The following is a 15,337-nucleotide window of genomic DNA, read 5'->3' as shown; positions in this document are numbered from 1 at the left end:
GATGGGACCATGATCGGATCGACACGCGACGCGCCATGAAGCCGGAGGATCTGGACCGATTGCCGCGCCATCTCGACCCGCGCCGCGATCCCTGGCGCCCGGCGATCCGGCCGCTGCCGCCGGGCCGCGCGGTGGCGGCGATCGGCGACGTGCACGGCCAGGCCGACCTGCTGGAGGCGATGCACCGGCTGGTGGCGACGGAGTTCGCGGCCCTGCCCGCCGGCACCGACTGCACGCTGATCCATCTCGGCGACCTGGTCGATCGCGGCCCGGAGAACCGGCGCGCCCTGGCCCTGGCGCGAGGCGGCATCGCCGGCGCCGAGACGATCACCCTGCTGGGCAATCACGACGACCGCATGGTGGCGGTGCTGGACGGTGCCGCCGATCACGGATCCCTGCAGTTCTGGCTGACCTATGGCGGCGACCGGGTGCTGATCGAATGCGGCGTCACCGAGCTCGCCGGCGACTGGCGCGGCCGGGTGCGGGCGGCGATCGGGCCCGACGTGCTGGGCTGGCTGCGCGGCTGCCCGGTCAGCCACCGGATCGGCGACCTGCTGTTCGTCCATGCCGGGATCGACCCGCAGCGCCCGCTGGCGGAGCAGGACCGCCACACCCTGCTGTGGATCCGCGACCCGTTCCTGGAGTGGCGCCGCCCCTTCCCGGAGAACGTCGCGGTGATCCACGGACACACGCCGGTCGAGTCCCTGGAGCTGGGCCATCCGCACCGCATCGACGTCGACACCGGAGCCTTCGCCACCGGCTGCCTGTCGGCGGTGCTGATCCATGGCGAGCGGATGCGCGGCCTCAGAGTCTGGCGGGTCTAGGCGTAGTCCGGCTCGAGCGTGAACAGCTCCTGCGGCATGCGGACGCCGCGCAGGGCGTAACGGCCGACGCAGACGAGGCCGGCCTCGGCCCCGCCCGCCGCCGCGGCGAAGGCGGAGGAGACCAGCATCGGCTGGTCGGCCGAGCGGCACAGTTCGGCGATGCGGCTGGTCTCGTTCACCGCCGGGCCGACCACGGTGAAGTCCAGCCGGCTGGCGCTGCCGACATTGCCGAAGAAGACCTCGCCGATATGCAGGCCGGCATACATCTCGGTCACCGGCAGGCCGTCCGCGGCCCGCTGCCGGTTGAGATCGGCGATGGCCGCCCGGGCCCGGCGCACGGCCTTCAGCGCGGCCCGACAGGCCCGGGCGCGGCCCTCCTCGCCGCCGCCGTCCTCCGGCCGGAAGATCGCCAGCACGCCGTCGCCGATCAGCTTCAGCACGTCGCCACCCAGCGCCTGCACCGCCGAGATCACGGCATCGGCATAGTCGTTGAGCAGCGGAATGATCTGCTCCGGCGGCGCCGAGTCGGTGATCCGGGTGTAGCCGCGCAGGTCGCTGAACCACAGCACCGCGTCGATCCGGTCGGCGACGCCGCGGGCGATACGGCCCGCCCACACCAGGTTGCAGGCGTCGCGGCCGAGATAGGTCTCGAGCAGCGTGCTGGCCATCCGCGCCAGGGTGAAGGCCTTCATCGCCATGGCGAGGCCGGGCAGCAGCCGCAGCAGCGCCGCGATCTCCTCGTCGGTGAAGCCGCCCGGCCGGTCCGTGGTCCAGGCCGAGAACAGTCCGTCCCAGTCGGCGATCGCGCCCTCCGCCTCGAAGCGGTTGAGGACGCCGAGATAGTCGGTCATCCCCTCCTGCGCCGCCGTGGCCACGGCCGGGAACTCGGCGCAGCTTTCGGGCGTCACCCGCCGGCGCATCCATTCCTGCCCGGTCTCGATCAGGTGGAAGAAGGGGCTGGCGCGCCATCTCTCTTCATTGATGCCCGGGGTGGTGCGGCCATAGCCGGTGAAGCTGGCCTCCGGCTCGCCGCGGCGCCAGCGGACGGCGTTGCCCTCGTAGACCGGGTGCAGCGTGTCGATCACGAGCAGGCCGGTGGCCAGCGGCAGCCCGGCGAAGGTGGCCCGGGCGCAGAAGCCGGCCAGCAACTCGGTCTCCGGCAGGCCGATCAGCCCGGCCTCGGTGATCCAGCCGGCCAGCGCGGTGAGCTTGGCGTCGTCCATCGAGTCTCCTTGGCGGGAAGCTCTACACCAAGCGCGCGTCCGGCGGCAGCAGGCCGTGCCGCTGCAGCGCTGCGGCCAGGCCCGCCGCATCGACGAAGCGGTGCCCCGCCAGCCCCGCCTGCTCCGCCCCGGCGACGTTGCCGGCGCCGTCATCGACGAACAGCGTCTCGGCCGCGGCGGCGCCGAGCCGGTCGAGGCAGCGCCGATAGGCCTCCGGGTCCGGCTTGCAGGCGTGGAACTGGGCCGAGACGTGGATCGCATCGCCGAAGATCGGCCGCAACTCCGGGAACAGCGCGTCGATCTGCTGCAGCATCAAGAGGCTGTTGTTGGTCAGCACCGCGACCCGCGCCGCGCCGGCCACCCGGGCCGCGAGGTCGAGCGTCTCCGGCATCGGCGTCATCGCCGCCCGCTGCGCGGCCGTCCACTCCGCCCGGCTGAGGGAATAGCCGATGCGCTCGCCGAAGCCGTGGAGATAGGCCTCGGCGTCGAGCTCGCCGGCATCGCCGCGATCCTCGAAGCCCGAGCCCCAGATCGCGGCCTCGACCGCCTGCGGGCTGCGTCCGGACAGGCGCGCCAGGGCGGCGATCCGCGCCGCCTTGTCATAGCGGCACAGCACCTCGTTCATGTCGAACAGCACGAGCGCGATCATGCGGCGGCTCCGCGGTTCCTGCCGTCCAGTTCAGGATGGTGCCGCGGGGCCGGACCGGCAACCGCGGTCACAGCACGCCGAGCAGCCCGTCGACCAGCAGCTTCAGCCCGATCGCCACCAGCAGCAGGTGGCACCAGTAGTAGAGCCGCGCCTCGTCGATCCGATCGTGGAAGCGGCGGCCGATCCAGACGCCGATCGGCACCACCGGCGCCGCCGCGGCGATGGCGGCGAGGTTCCGCGGCTCCAGCACGCCGAGATAGAGATACGGCACCTGCTTGGCGATGTTGCAGATCATGAACACGATCGCCGAGGTGCCGGCGAACACGGTCTTGTCCAACCGCTGCGGCAGCAGATAGATCGCCAGCGGCGGCCCGCCGGAATGGGCGACGAAGGTTGTGTAGCCGGTCAGCGTGCCCCATACCGCCACGCGCCGGCCGGAGGGGGCGGCGCGCGGCCGGTCGAGCTTCCGGCGGGCGAACCAGCGCAGGGCGAAGACCAGGGTGACGATGGCGATCAGCAGCGTCACCCAGGCGGGCTCGACCAGAGCGAAGGTCAGCCCGCCCAGCCCGATGCCGCACAGCAGCGGCGCGATCAGCAGCCGCAGATTGGGACGGCTCCAGGTCCGCGGCGGGAAGGCCCAGACGGTGAACACGTCCATCAGCAGCACCAGCGGCGCGATCACCGCCGCCGCGTCCACCGCCGGCATGACGAAGGACAGGGCCGGGATGCCGAGAATGGCGAAGCCGCCGCCGAACCCGCCCTTGGTGAAGGCGATGACGAAGATGGTGCCCAGCAGCACGGCGAGAAGGATGGGATCGGTCGGCATCACCGCGACCATCGCCGATCCGGCCCGCTTGGCTCAACCTCCGTATTGCGCCGAGAGCAATTCTTTCTCATCGGAGAGTACTTCTATCGTCAATATTGTTGATATCGGCCCTAAATCGATGCAGCCTATGATTTGGATTAAGATTTAAAGGATTGATTTTCTATGAAGATTGAAAACATCGATCTTATGTTTCTCAAAGGCTTTCGAGAGTGCATCACTACCATTTTTCTGTGCCATCTCGAACTCGCCATCCGAAATCGGAACAGCAAATAGCCACGCCACCTGCTTCGTGGGAAACTTGTGAGTTCTCAAGGGCCACAGAAAATGATCCACACACATAACATGCTTCATTGCCAGAGCGGAATTATACATCTCGATCACGCGTGGATAAATGACACCCGGCCTGCATGACATTTTGGAGTTTATGATGTTGAACGCGCAAGTGGCCAATATATTGGCGGCGTAGTCATAGTTGGACCGTGCCGACAAAGCGATCTCCACGCCGAGTGGAACGCCTTCGACCACGAGACCGATTGAAGCGTCTGACAGCCCAATTGTGGAGTATGTGGTCACATTCTTGTGAGGCACATCCGCAGCCGTCAGGATATCGACGCTGCTCTCATTATTTTCATCGAGATATGATTTCATCTTGGGGGAGCCGCCGAACATAATTCTCAAATATTGAAAAAGTGTTCTATTCTCAGCGGAAACAGGCATTAGAAATCTCCCTGTCTGTCCGACTCTAAAGTTACCATAGCATTAGTCGAAATCCCCATCTGCTGGCTGGCGGTGGCGACCGACCGCCTCTCCGGCCAACGTCGGCAGCAGAGACGGACAAATCCCCCCTCGCCTATCTTTCGGTCCGCCGCCGGATAGGCCGGCTTGATCCCGGGCAGGCGCCCTGACATGGTCCCTTCGGGCGGCCCCAGAACCGCCCGTCGGATATTCAGGGGCCTGCCAACGAGCCGTCAGGACCCGCCGATGCTTCTGCATTCCCTCTATCTGATCGCCATCGTCGCCGAGGCCATGACGGCTGCGCTGGCCGCCGGGCGGCGCAGCATGGACTGGGTCGGCGTCTATCTTCTCGGATGCGTCACGGCCCTCGGCGGCGGCTCGGCACGGGATGTCCTTCTCGGCCATTATCCGCTGTCCTGGGTAGAGCATCCATCCTATCTGCTGATCACGGGCGGCGCCGCCCTGCTGACCATCCCCGCCGCCCGCCTCATGCATCATCTGCGCAGGCTGTTCCTGCTGCTGGACGCGATCGGTCTGGTCGTGTTCACGGTGATCGGCGCCAATATCGCGATGGCGCTGGACCTGCCGATCGTGATCGTCATCGCCTCGGGCATGATCACCGGCTGCGTCGGCGGCGTCCTGCGGGACGTCCTCTGCAACGACATCCCGCTTCTCTTCCGCAGCGAGCTCTACGCCACCGTGTCGGTGGTGACCGGCGGCGTCTATGTCGCCGGGCTGTCCGCCGGGATCGGCCATGATCTCGTCACGGCCGTCGCCATGGTCATCGGCCTCGCGCTCCGCCTGCTCGCGCTCCGATTCAACTGGAGCATGCCGAAATTCGTCTATACCCGGGACCTGCACTGATCCGGCGCCCCCTGGCGCTTGATGAAGAGCCGATGAAGGCTCGCCGATCTCGGAACCGGCCCATCGCGCGCGGACGCGCGCAGACCCCTTCCCCCCTCCCGCAAGGGGAGGGGGAGTGAGGAAGGCATGGCGGCTTCGTAGGTTGGGTTCGCGGCACGCGAACCCAACGGGCATAGGCGCGGCGGTGAGATGTCGGGTTCGCCCAACGGCGAACCCAACCTACGCGGTCGCGCGCCGCATCAACGCTCAGCTGCTGTCCGGCTTCGGGCACGTGAACGGCGCGAGGCCGTCTTCGGACTTGTCCGGCTGTGAAGGCCAACCGTCCTCGGCATCGGGGTCCGCGGCGACAGTATCTGCTTCCGTGCCGGCCGAGCCGGCGTTGTCATTGGCCCCGAGGACATCGTCCCAGCCCTGCGGCAGCCGCGACGGGTCCAGCCGGCGGCCGAGCCAGCGGCAGACCTCGCGCACGAATTCGGCGGCCGACAGGGTGTCGAGCTGCACGTCCAGCACCTCGTCCTCGGTCAGCCGCTCCCACACCTGCTCCCGCAGCCGTTCGGTCTCCTTGGGGTCGACCGCCTCGCCGGCCGCGGCGAGGTCCGCGGCCTCGGCGGCCGCGACCGCCTCGCCCACCGCTTGGGCGGCCTGCTCCCGCCGCCGCCGGCGGCGCTCCAGCGCCCCCGACTCCGTGCCCTCGGCCCGGCGGTGCAGGTAGTCGCCGCGGATCCGCTCGGCCATCGCGATCGACAGCCGGATCGAGCGCGACAGGCGCGACTGCATCAGCGGGAAATCCGGCGGCTCCTGCGGCTCCGCCGGGGTTGCCTGCTGCTGCCGCTCGGTCAGCCGCTTGCTGCGGATGTCGATCTCGACCACCTCGCGCAGCTTCTCCAGCGCCCATCCCGTCCAGTTCAGGTCGGGATCGGTCGGCCGGGCCTCGCCCGCCTCGCCATCGGTCTGCGCCATATCCATGGAACATATCATGAACATGATCGCGAGTTAACGCAACTGGACATCACGTTCACCGACCCCGTTCTCCGCCCTTGAGCCGGCGCAGGCGGCGGCAGGCTCGTCGATGTCAGTCCGCCGGCACCCGGAAGCTGGCGCGGTACTGGGCCGGGGTGACGCCCAGCCGCTTGGCGAAGACGATGCGCATCCGGTCGGCGCTGCCGAAGCCGCAGTCATAGGCCACCGCCTTGAGCGCGCGGTCGCTGCCCTCCAGCAGGTTGCGGGCGGCGTCGACCCGGGCGCGCTCGACGAATTCGTGCGGTGTCACGCCGGTCTCCTGCACGAACAGCCGCGCCAGGTTGCGGGCGCTCATGCCCGCCACCTCGGCCAGATCCCCCACCGTGAAGCTGGCGCCGATGTGCTGCATGACATGCGCCTGCACCTTGGCGATCGGCGAGTCCGGGTCGGCCGGGGCGGTCAGGAACGGGCTGAACTGGGACTGGCCGCCCTGGCGCTGCGCCACCACCACCAGCCGCTTCGCCACCGCCAGCGCCACCCGGGCGCCGTGATGCTCCGCCACCAGCGCCAGGGCCAGGTCGATGCCGGCGGTGACGCCGGCCGAGGTCACCAGCGCCCCGTCGCGCAAATAGATCCGGTCGTGCTCGACCTGGGCGCGCGGGAACAGTTCGGCCAGGCGCGGCGCGTTCTGCCAATGCGTGGTCACCCGATGGCCGTCCAGCAGCCCGGCATGGCCGAAGGCGAAGGCGCCGGTGCAGATCGACCCGTGCAGCCCGGCCCGCGGTGCGGCCTCGGCCAGCCAGGTGGACAAAAGCGGGTCGGGTGGCGCCGTCGGTAAGCCGGGACCGCCGGCGACCAGCACCATCGAGAACGGCTCCACGGCGTCCGCGAAGCGGCGGTCGGCGACCATCTGCATGCCGTTCGAGGCGCGCAACGGCGCGGTGTCGGCCGCGACCAGCAGCGTCTCGTAGCGGTCCCCCGCCGCGATGAAGCCGTTGGCTTCGGCGAAGACGTCGACCGGCCCGGCGACGTCCAGCGCCTGGACGCCGGGAAAGATGGCGATCGCGACGGTTCGCACCGGCATGTCCGTCCCCTCCTCTCGCCGATCCATTCCATGCCGGCCGGCCCGCGGCAATGTCCGTTTTGCGCGTGCCTTTGTCCGGAAGCGCCGCCCCGGCCGCGTTGAGGGCGGCGGCTGTCGGGACGCACATAGGAGGGGCCGGCGCCGACCGCCGGACCGACATCCCGAAGACCAGAGAAAGGCCGGACCATGACCGAGTCCATCGCCGGCATCCGCATCCCCGACAGCGCCATGGCGCGGGAGATCACCGAGCTGGTGCGCGACACCGAGAGCGAGCTGCTGTTCCACCACTCGACCCGGGTCTACCTGTTCGGCGCCCTGACCGGGCAGCGCAAGGGGCTGAAATTCGATCCCGAGCTGCTCTATGCCGGCGCGATGTTCCACGATATGGGGCTGACCGACGCCTATGCGAGCCCCGACCTGCGCTTCGAGGTCGACGGCGCCAACGCCGCGCGCGACTTCCTGAAGCGCCACGGCATCCCCGCGGCCGACATCGACCTGGTGTGGGACGCGATCGCGCTGCACACCACCCCGGGCATCCCGGAGCACAAGCACCCGGTCGTGGCGCTGGTGACCGCCGGGGTGGAGATGGACGTGCTGGGCCTCGCCTTCCACGACTTCACGGCGGAACAGCGCCGCCAGGTGGTGCATGCCCATCCGCGCGGCCCCGACTTCAAGCACGGCATCATCGAGGCTTTCGCCCACGGCACCATCCGCAAGCCGCAGACCACCTTCGGCAATGTGAAGGCCGACGTGCTGGCCCGGATGGACCCGACCTACAAGCGCGTCGACTTCACCGAGGTGATCCTGAATTCGGATTGGGAGAGCTGAAATACGCCTCGCTCCCTTCCTTTGTCATTGCCGGGCTTGACCCGGCAATCCAGAGGGTGTCGACGTTCTCTGGATGCCCGGGTCAAGCCCGGGCATGACAGTGTGGGGGTGAGGCTCTTACGGCCCACCCTGGACAGCCGCGCGCCGGCGGCCCATCTTCAGGGCATCATGACCGCCCCGGGATACAGCATCTGCGCCGCCGACGGGCTCGGCCGGTCGTTGCGGCTGTGGCGCGCGCTGCGGCGGGTGAAGCAGAACCACGCCGCCGAGCTGCTGCGCGTGTCGCAGGCGATGGTGTCACGCTGGGAGGCCGGCACGCTGGTCCCCGATGCCGAGGAGCAGGCGCGTTTGCGCCGGCTGATGAGCGCCCGTCTCGACAGCGCCGCGGACCATGCTTTGGCCCGGCTGGTCACCGACTCCCCCGGCAGCGTGCATCTGGTCTGCGACCTGACGCACCGGCTGCTGGCGGCGTCGCGCGGCCGCAGCCGCGACTGGAACTTCCGCACGCCGGATCTGCTGGGCGTCTCGCTGTGGCGCTTCGCGACGCCGGAGATCCAGGCCGCCGAGGCCGCGCTGACCGACGAGGGCTGGTTCGAGCCCGAGCCGCCCGAGATCGAGATCGAGACCAGCGCCAACGGGTCCGAGATCGTTCCGATCCGCGAGGGCCGGATGCGCTGGACCCGCCTGCAGCTGTCCGACGGCGCCTTCGTGCGCCTGGCCGAGACCATAACCTGAATATCTTATTCAGCCGCCCTCCCCCGCGCCTTCGCTAAGATAGCCCTGTCGCTATACATCGCGGGTGTCTGGTTGAGGGTTTCCGAGGTGGAAAAAGAGCAAGGCTAAACTTCTATTGTCATTGCCGGGCTTGACCCGGCAATCCAGAGGGCCTCGACAGCCTCTGGATGCCCGGGTCAAGCCCGGGCATGACAGTAATAGGCAGAGGGTCCGGCTCTAGAATTCTCCCAACATTTGCTACCGCCCCTCAACCAGGCATCCGGTCCTGAACACGGAGTGACCATGTCGTCCCGCGGATCCTGGCCGGCGATCCTGGTGATCTACGCCGCCGGCGTGATCGCGGCGGCGCAGCTCGGCAAGCTGTCGGCTCTGCTGCCGCCGATGCAGCGCGACCTCGGCCTCGACCTCACAGTCGCGGCGCTGCTGGTCTCGCTGCTCGAGATCGGCGGCGCCACGCTGGGGCTGTTCGCCGGGGTCGTGGTCGGCCGGGTCGGTGCCCGCCGCGCCTTGCTGGCCGGGTTGCTTCTGCTCGCCGTCTCCGCCGCCGGCATGGCCGCGACCTCGGCGGTGGCCGGGCTGTTCCTGTGGCGGATCGTCGAGGCCGCGGCCTATCTCGCCGTGGCGGTCGCGGCGCCGACCCTGACCATCGCCGTCGCCACCCCGGCGCAGCGGGCGACCGCGCTGGCGCTGTGGAGCACCTTCTTCCCGGTCGGCTTCGCTGTCGGCAGCGTTCTGGCCGGCGTCGGCGTGGAGGCCGCGCCCTGGCGCGCGGTGCTGCTGGGCAGCGCGGTCCTGACCGCTGCTCTGCTGCTGCCGGCCTGGCGCCTGCCGACGCCGCCGGGCGCGGCGCCGCGCCGGGCTGCGAGCGGCGCCGCCCGGCCGACCCGGGCGCCGCTCGGGGCCTGGCTGATGGCGGTGGGCTTCGCCTGCTACACCGTGTTCGAGGTCGGCCTCTTGGCGGTGATGCCGGCCTATTTCACCAGCCGGCACGGCGTCTCGGCCTCGGTGGCCGGGCTGATCACCGGCCTGGCCGCCTTCTCCTCGGTGCTGGGCGGCCTCGCCGCCGCCTGGTGGATGCGGCGGGACCGGCCGCTCGGCGGCTTCACCGCCTTCGGCGTCGCGGTGCCGGCGCTGCTGCTCTTCGCCGTGTTCACCGGCGCGGACGGATCCTGGCTCTGGCCGGCGGCGGTCGCCACCGTGCTGAATGCGATCTCCGGCGCCGTGCCGGCCGTGGTCTTCGCCCGCCTACCCGAAGCGGTCGGCCCTGGCGGCGACATGGCCAATGCCAACGGCCTGCTGGCCCAGGGCGGCGCCTCCGGATCGCTGCTGGGTCCGCCGCTGCTGGCCGCCGCGGCGAGCCATTGGGGCTGGCCGGCCGCGGCCGGCGCGGGTTTCGTTGCCTCGGCCCTGTGCCTGCTGCTGCTCGGCCTCGCGGCGCGAGGCCACGACGGCGCGGCGGCGCTCAGCCGCCGCTGATCGCGGTCAGGACGATCACCTCCGTCCCCGGCGACAGCGGCGTGTCCAGCGTGGCGCGGCGGCCGCCGACGAAGATGTTGATGTGGCGCCGGATCGCCGGCCGGGTGTCGCGGATGCGGTCGCCCATCCCCGGCCAGCGCTGGTTCAGCGCGTCGATCGCCTGGGCCACGGTGCCGGCGCGCAGCTCCACCCGCTGCGGCGCGCCCGGGAACAGCATGGTCAGCACCGTCGGCAGCCGGACGACCACGGCCGGCGCCTCCTCCGGTTTGGTCCGTGCCTCGGCCATCGGTCAGCGGTCGACCACCAGCGTCTCGACCGACAGGATCGAGGGCAGGTGCTGGGCGACGCAGTCCCAGCTCTCGCCCTCGTCGGCGCTGGCGAACAGCGCCCCGCCCGAGGTGCCGAAATAGACCCCGGCGGGATCCAGCCGGTCGGTCGCCATGGCCTGGCGCAGCACGCCGAAATAGGCGTTCTCCTGCGGCAGGCCGCGGCGCAGATCCTGCCAGCTGGCGCCGCCGTCGCGGGTGCGCCAGACCGCGGCCCTGGCGTCCGGCACGAAGCGGCCCTTGATGTCGCCGTTCAGTGGCAGCAGGAACAGCGTGTCCGCGTCGCGCGGATGGGCGGCGGCCGGGAAGCCGAAGCTGGAGGGCAGCCCGGCCTCGATGCTCTCCCAGCTGCGGCCCCCGTCGTCGCTGCGATACATGCCGCAGTGGTTCTGCTGGTACAGCCGGTCCGGCTTGCCGGAGGCCATCACCAGGCAGTGCACGCATTGCCCGAATTCCGGATACCGCTGGTCCTCGGGCAGGAAATCGGCGCGGGTGCCGCGGTTGCGGGTCTCCCAGGTCTCGCCGCCATCGGCGGTGTGGAACACCCCGGCGGCGGAGATGCCGACCCAGATCTGATTCGGGTCGTTCGGATGCAGCACCAGCGAATGCAGGATCAGCCCGGCCCCGCCCGGGCTCCACTCCGGCCGGGTCGGATGGCGCTGCAGCCCTTCCACATGGTTCCAGGACTGGCCGCCATCGTCGCTATAGAACAGCCCCGCCGGCTGGACGCCGGCATAGAGGCGCCCGTTGCGCGAGGCCAGGCTCCACACCGCCTTGATCGGCTCCTGCCCCTCGGCATAGGCCAGCCCCTCGCTGGAATGGGTCCAGGTCTCGCCGAGATCGGTCGACTTCCACACCGCCGGCCCGAACCATTCGTTGCCGCCGGCGCCGTAGATCGCGCCCGTCGCCGGGTCGGCGACGACATGGTTGATCGGCCAGGTCTCGCAGAACGGGCCGCGCAGCCGCCACGACCGCCGCGCCGGGTCGCTTTCGGCGATGAAGGCGCCCTTCTTGGTGCCGACCAGGACGAGAACTCGCTCCGCCATTGCGGCCTCCCCCATAACATTTAACTTTATAGTTAAGTTAATGGCAGAGGCAGGCCGCTGTCAAACCGGGCGAGGACCGGTCACTTGAAGACGACGGTCTTGGCGCCGTTCAGCAACACGCGGTGCTCGGCGTGGTATTTCAGGGCGCGGGCCAGGACCACGCTCTCCACGTCGCGGCCGATGCCGACCATGTCCTCGGCCGAGGCCGTGTGGTCAACCCGGGTCACGTCCTGGTCGATGATCGGCCCTTCGTCGAGGTCGTCGGTGACGTAATGCGAGGTGGCGCCGATCAGCTTGACGCCGCGGGCATGGGCCTGGTGGTACGGCTTGGCGCCCTTGAAGCTGGGCAGGAAGGAATGGTGGATGTTGATCACCCGGCCCTCCATCCGCCGGCACAGCTCGGAGGACAGCACCTGCATGTAGCGGGCCAGGACGACGAGGTCGATCGCCTCCTCCTCCACCAGCTCCATCAGCCGCCGCTCCTGCTGCGCCTTGTTCTCCCGGGTCACCGGCAGGTAATGGAACGGGATGCCGGCGGCGGCGACCCGCTGATAGCTGTCGCGGTGGTTGGAGACGACGGCCGGGATCTCGAGCGGCAGCGCCCCGATCTGCACCCGGTACAGAAGGTCGTTCAGGCAGTGGTCGAACTTCGAGACCATGATCAGGGCGCGGATCTTCCGGTCCGCGTCATGGATCTCCCAGCCCATGCCGTATTCGCTGCCGATCGGGGCGAAGCCTTCGCGCAGCTCGTCGAGGTCGACCGAGCCCTCCACCGCCTCGGCCACCACCCGCATGAAGAAGCGGCCGGTGTCGCGGTCGAAGAACTGCGCGCTCTCGAGGATGTTGAGCCCGGAGCGGAACACGAAGTCCGAGATCCGGGCGACGATGCCGGGGACGTCGGTGCAGGAAAGCTTGAGGATCAGCCGTTTCGCCATGGGATGCCGCGTCGTCTCGCTGAAGGCAATGCCAGACACCTAGCACGGGACCGGCCCCCGGCTGAGGCTTGATTGCGACGGCCGGATGCCTGGAGCCGACGCGGCCCCAATCTGGCTAGGCGGTTTCCCGATACGGCACCAGGTCGGGCGTGGTCCCGTCCTTGAAATCGACATGGATGTGGTTGCCGTCCGGGTCGTGGAAGTTGACCTGGACCAAGCCGCTGCGCGGCGGCCGGCCCAGCTTGGTCTCGATGCCGAGGCCCTTCAGATGGGCCAGGAAGGCATCCAGGTCGCCGCTGCTCTGGAAGGCGAAGTGCGAGAGCTGCACCTGCTCCGGGTGCAACTCCTCCTTCACCTCGACCAGATGCACCACCGCCTGGTCGCCGAGATAGAGCCAGGCGCCGGGGAAGGGAAAGTCCGGCCGCGGCCCCGGCTCGAGGCCCAGCGCGTCGCGGTAGAAGCGGATCAGCCGCTTCATGTCGGCGGTCCAGATGTTGACGTGGTCCAGGCGCGTCAGGCTGGTGGTCATGGGCGGTCTCCCGGCGGGCTCCTAAGATCGTTGGCGCCAGCATAGACCTGGATTGTCGGACGAAAGAAGCCGAACCTTGTTCCCACACCCCCTTGCGCCCGGGGCGGCCGCGGGGCGACAACCGAAGCAAGAACCGGCGCGGCGATGCCGGCGACCCTCAGGGAAGGATGCGCCATGAAGGCCTATGTCATCGGAACCTGCGACACCAAGGGCCGCGAGCTGGTCTATGTGAAGGGGCTGATCGAGGCGCGCGGCGTCCCGGCGGTGCTGGTCGATGTCGGCACCGGCCCCGACGGGCCCGCCGAGGGCATTCCGATCGACGTGACGGCGCGCGAGGTGGCCCTGCATCATCCCGGCGGCATCGACGCCGTGTTCAGCGACGACCGCGGCCGGGCGGTGGCGGCGATGGCCGAGGCGCTGCGCGGCTTCCTGGGCAGCCGGACGGATGTCGGCGGCGCGATCGGGCTGGGCGGCTCCGGCGGCACGGCGCTGGTCACACCGGCGCTGCGCGACCTGCCGGTCGGGGTGCCGAAGGTCATGGTCTCGACCGTCGCCTCCGGCAATGTCGCGCCCTATGTCGGGCCGGCCGACATCATGATGCTGTACTCCGTCACCGACGTGGCCGGGGTGAATCGCATCTCCCGCGCCGTGCTGGGCAACGCCGCCCATGCCCTGGCTGGGATGGTGGCGCATCCGGCGCCGCGCAGCGACGCCGACAAGCCGGCGCTGGGCCTGACCATGTTCGGCGTCACCACCCCCTGCGTCGAGCAGGTGCGCCGGGCGCTGGAGGACGAATACGACTGCCTCGTCTTCCACGCCACCGGCACCGGCGGGAAATCGATGGAGAAGCTGGTCGATTCCGGCCTGATCGGCGGCGTCGTCGACATCACCACCACCGAGATCTGCGACCTGCTGTTCGGCGGCGTGTTCCCGGCCGGCGAGGACCGGTTCGACAGCATCATCCGCACCCGGGTTCCCTATGTCGCCTCCTGTGGCGCGCTCGACATGGTGAATTTCGGCGCCATGGAGACGGTGCCGGAGCGTTTCCTGAAGCGGAACCTCTACGTCCACAACCCGCAGGTGACGCTGATGCGGACGACGGTGGAGGAGAATGTCGAGATGGGCCGCTGGATCGGCGCGAAGCTGAACCGGATGGACGGGCCCGTCCGCTTCCTGATCCCGGAGGGCGGCGTGTCGCTGCTCGATGCGCCGGGCAAGCCGTTCCACCACCCGGCCGCCGACCAGGCGCTGTTCCAGGCGCTGGAGGCAACGGTCCGGCAGACGCCGAACCGCCGGCTGATCCGCCTGCCCCACGCCATCAACGACCCGGAATTCGCCGCCGCGCTGGTGCGCGAGTTCCGCGCCATCGCCCATCATTGAGGACGCCGCCATGACCCGCTTCGCCCGAGCCGACCTCCTGGCCAAGTTCCGCCGCATGGTCGAGCGGCGCGAGCCGATCGTCGGCGGCGGCGCCGGCACCGGCCTCTCCGCCAAATGCGAGGAGGCCGGCGGCATCGACCTGATCGTGATCTACAACTCCGGCCGCTACCGCATGGCCGGCCGCGGCTCACTGGCCGGCCTCCTCGCCTATGGCAACGCCAACGAGATCGTGGTCGAGATGGCGCGCGAGGTGCTGCCGGTGGTGAAGCACACCCCGGTGCTGGCCGGGGTCAACGGCACCGACCCGTTCCTGCTGACCGACCATTTCCTGGCCGGACTGAAGGCCATGGGCTTCGCCGGGGTGCAGAACTTCCCGACCGTCGGGCTGATCGACGGGGTGTTCCGCCAGAACCTGGAGGAGACCGGCATGGGCTATGGCCTCGAGGTCGAGATGATCGCCCGCGCCCATGCCCTGGACCTGCTGACCACGCCCTATGTGTTCTCGGCCGAGCAGGCGGTGGCGATGGCCGAGGCCGGGGCCGACATCATCGTGCCGCATATGGGCCTGACCACCGGCGGCGCGATCGGCGCCGAGACGGCCAAGACCCTCGACGACTGCGTCGGGCTGATCGACGAATGGGCCGCGGCGGCGCTGGCGGTGCGGCCGGACATCATCGTGCTGTGCCATGGCGGGCCGATTTCGATGCCGGAGGATGCGGCCCATGTCCTGCAGCGCTGCAAGCACTGCCACGGCTTCTACGGCGCCAGCTCGATGGAGCGCCTGCCGACCGAGCAGGCCCTGACCGCCCAGACCCGCGCCTTCAAGCAGGTCTCGTTCTGAGAACAAAGGAGGGGGAGGTCTTTTCAGTTAATCTGTCATGCCCGGGCTTGACCCGGGCATCCAGAGGATGTCGAGA

General features: G+C 69.5%; 17 protein-coding genes. 7 read left to right on the top strand and 10 right to left on the bottom strand.

Annotated features, from left to right (window positions below; genetic code table 11):
* The first annotated feature begins 35 nt into the window (after nucleotides 1–35).
* On the top strand, nucleotides 36–824 hold the full coding sequence (locus G537_RS0132370; RefSeq protein ID WP_051249414.1) for a metallophosphoesterase: 789 nt from the start codon (nucleotides 36–38) through the stop codon (nucleotides 822–824).
* Here G537_RS0132370 and G537_RS0132365 read toward each other — a convergent pair.
* From G537_RS0132365 to G537_RS43280, 4 genes are all read right to left on the bottom strand, one after another.
* Nucleotides 821–2,047, bottom strand: a complete 1,227-nt coding sequence (locus G537_RS0132365; RefSeq protein ID WP_026873567.1) for an adenylate/guanylate cyclase domain-containing protein — start codon at nucleotides 2,045–2,047, stop codon at nucleotides 821–823. The two genes, G537_RS0132370 and G537_RS0132365, sit on opposite strands and share 4 nt — an antisense overlap.
* 22 nt (nucleotides 2,048–2,069) lie before the next feature.
* Complete coding sequence (locus G537_RS0132360; protein WP_026873566.1) at nucleotides 2,070–2,696, bottom strand: HAD-IA family hydrolase; 627 nt, start codon at nucleotides 2,694–2,696, stop codon at nucleotides 2,070–2,072.
* A 67-nt stretch (nucleotides 2,697–2,763) separates the two neighbouring features.
* Nucleotides 2,764–3,522, bottom strand: a complete 759-nt coding sequence (locus tag G537_RS0132355; RefSeq protein WP_162146179.1) for a sulfite exporter TauE/SafE family protein — start codon at nucleotides 3,520–3,522, stop codon at nucleotides 2,764–2,766.
* A 144-nt stretch (nucleotides 3,523–3,666) separates the two neighbouring features.
* A complete protein-coding gene (locus tag G537_RS43280) occupies nucleotides 3,667–4,239 on the bottom strand; it encodes a suppressor of fused domain protein (protein WP_081689194.1) in 573 nt (190 codons plus the stop codon).
* A 264-nt stretch (nucleotides 4,240–4,503) separates the two neighbouring features.
* On the opposite strand from G537_RS43280, the gene G537_RS0132350 reads away from it, so the two are divergent.
* Entirely contained in the window at nucleotides 4,504–5,121 is a 618-nt protein-coding gene (locus G537_RS0132350) for a trimeric intracellular cation channel family protein (RefSeq protein ID WP_026873564.1), read from the top strand.
* 246 nt (nucleotides 5,122–5,367) lie between these two features.
* Here the strand turns inward: G537_RS0132350 and G537_RS0132345 are convergent, their stop codons facing one another.
* A complete protein-coding gene (locus tag G537_RS0132345; protein WP_034853774.1) occupies nucleotides 5,368–6,087 on the bottom strand; it encodes a hypothetical protein in 720 nt (239 codons plus the stop codon).
* Between the two features lie 106 nt (nucleotides 6,088–6,193).
* Nucleotides 6,194–7,165 (bottom strand): GlxA family transcriptional regulator, encoded by a 972-nt coding sequence (locus G537_RS0132340; protein WP_026873562.1) that lies wholly within the window; start codon nucleotides 7,163–7,165, stop codon nucleotides 6,194–6,196.
* A gap of 186 nt (nucleotides 7,166–7,351) precedes the next feature.
* Here G537_RS0132340 and G537_RS0132335 point away from each other — a divergent pair, with 186 nt between their 5' ends.
* From G537_RS0132335 to G537_RS42600, 3 genes are all read left to right on the top strand, one after another.
* A complete protein-coding gene (locus G537_RS0132335) occupies nucleotides 7,352–7,993 on the top strand; it encodes an HD domain-containing protein (protein WP_026873561.1) in 642 nt (213 codons plus the stop codon).
* A gap of 168 nt (nucleotides 7,994–8,161) precedes the next feature.
* Complete coding sequence (locus G537_RS0132330) at nucleotides 8,162–8,728, top strand: helix-turn-helix domain-containing protein (RefSeq protein WP_051249412.1); 567 nt, start codon at nucleotides 8,162–8,164, stop codon at nucleotides 8,726–8,728.
* A 282-nt stretch (nucleotides 8,729–9,010) separates the two neighbouring features.
* The gene (locus G537_RS42600) at nucleotides 9,011–10,204 is read left to right on the top strand and encodes an MFS transporter (RefSeq protein ID WP_051249411.1); all 1,194 of its coding nucleotides are present in this window, start codon (nucleotides 9,011–9,013) and stop codon (nucleotides 10,202–10,204) included.
* Here the strand turns inward: G537_RS42600 and G537_RS0132320 are convergent.
* The 4 genes from G537_RS0132320 to G537_RS41210 form a co-directional block, all read right to left on the bottom strand.
* Entirely contained in the window at nucleotides 10,191–10,490 is a 300-nt protein-coding gene (locus G537_RS0132320) for a MoaD/ThiS family protein (protein WP_026873559.1), read from the bottom strand. The two genes, G537_RS42600 and G537_RS0132320, sit on opposite strands and share 14 nt — an antisense overlap.
* 3 nt (nucleotides 10,491–10,493) lie before the next feature.
* Complete coding sequence (locus G537_RS0132315; protein ID WP_026873558.1) at nucleotides 10,494–11,576, bottom strand: WD40/YVTN/BNR-like repeat-containing protein; 1,083 nt, start codon at nucleotides 11,574–11,576, stop codon at nucleotides 10,494–10,496.
* 80 nt (nucleotides 11,577–11,656) lie between these two features.
* On the bottom strand, nucleotides 11,657–12,511 hold the full coding sequence (gene purU / locus G537_RS0132310; RefSeq protein ID WP_026873557.1) for a formyltetrahydrofolate deformylase: 855 nt from the start codon (nucleotides 12,509–12,511) through the stop codon (nucleotides 11,657–11,659).
* A gap of 115 nt (nucleotides 12,512–12,626) precedes the next feature.
* The gene (locus G537_RS41210; protein WP_034853772.1) at nucleotides 12,627–13,040 is read right to left on the bottom strand and encodes a VOC family protein; all 414 of its coding nucleotides are present in this window, start codon (nucleotides 13,038–13,040) and stop codon (nucleotides 12,627–12,629) included.
* 174 nt (nucleotides 13,041–13,214) lie between these two features.
* Between G537_RS41210 and G537_RS0132300 the strand changes: the two genes are divergently transcribed.
* Entirely contained in the window at nucleotides 13,215–14,420 is a 1,206-nt protein-coding gene (locus G537_RS0132300; protein ID WP_026873556.1) for a Tm-1-like ATP-binding domain-containing protein, read from the top strand.
* Between the two features lie 10 nt (nucleotides 14,421–14,430).
* Entirely contained in the window at nucleotides 14,431–15,261 is an 831-nt protein-coding gene (locus tag G537_RS0132295; protein WP_026873555.1) for a phosphoenolpyruvate hydrolase family protein, read from the top strand.
* The last annotated feature ends 76 nt before the right edge of the window (nucleotides 15,262–15,337 follow it).

It is taken from the genome of Inquilinus limosus DSM 16000, from assembly GCF_000423185.1.
Lineage (GTDB): Bacteria > Pseudomonadota > Alphaproteobacteria > DSM-16000 > Inquilinaceae > Inquilinus > Inquilinus limosus.
This window is presented reverse-complemented; position numbering and strand designations above follow the sequence as displayed.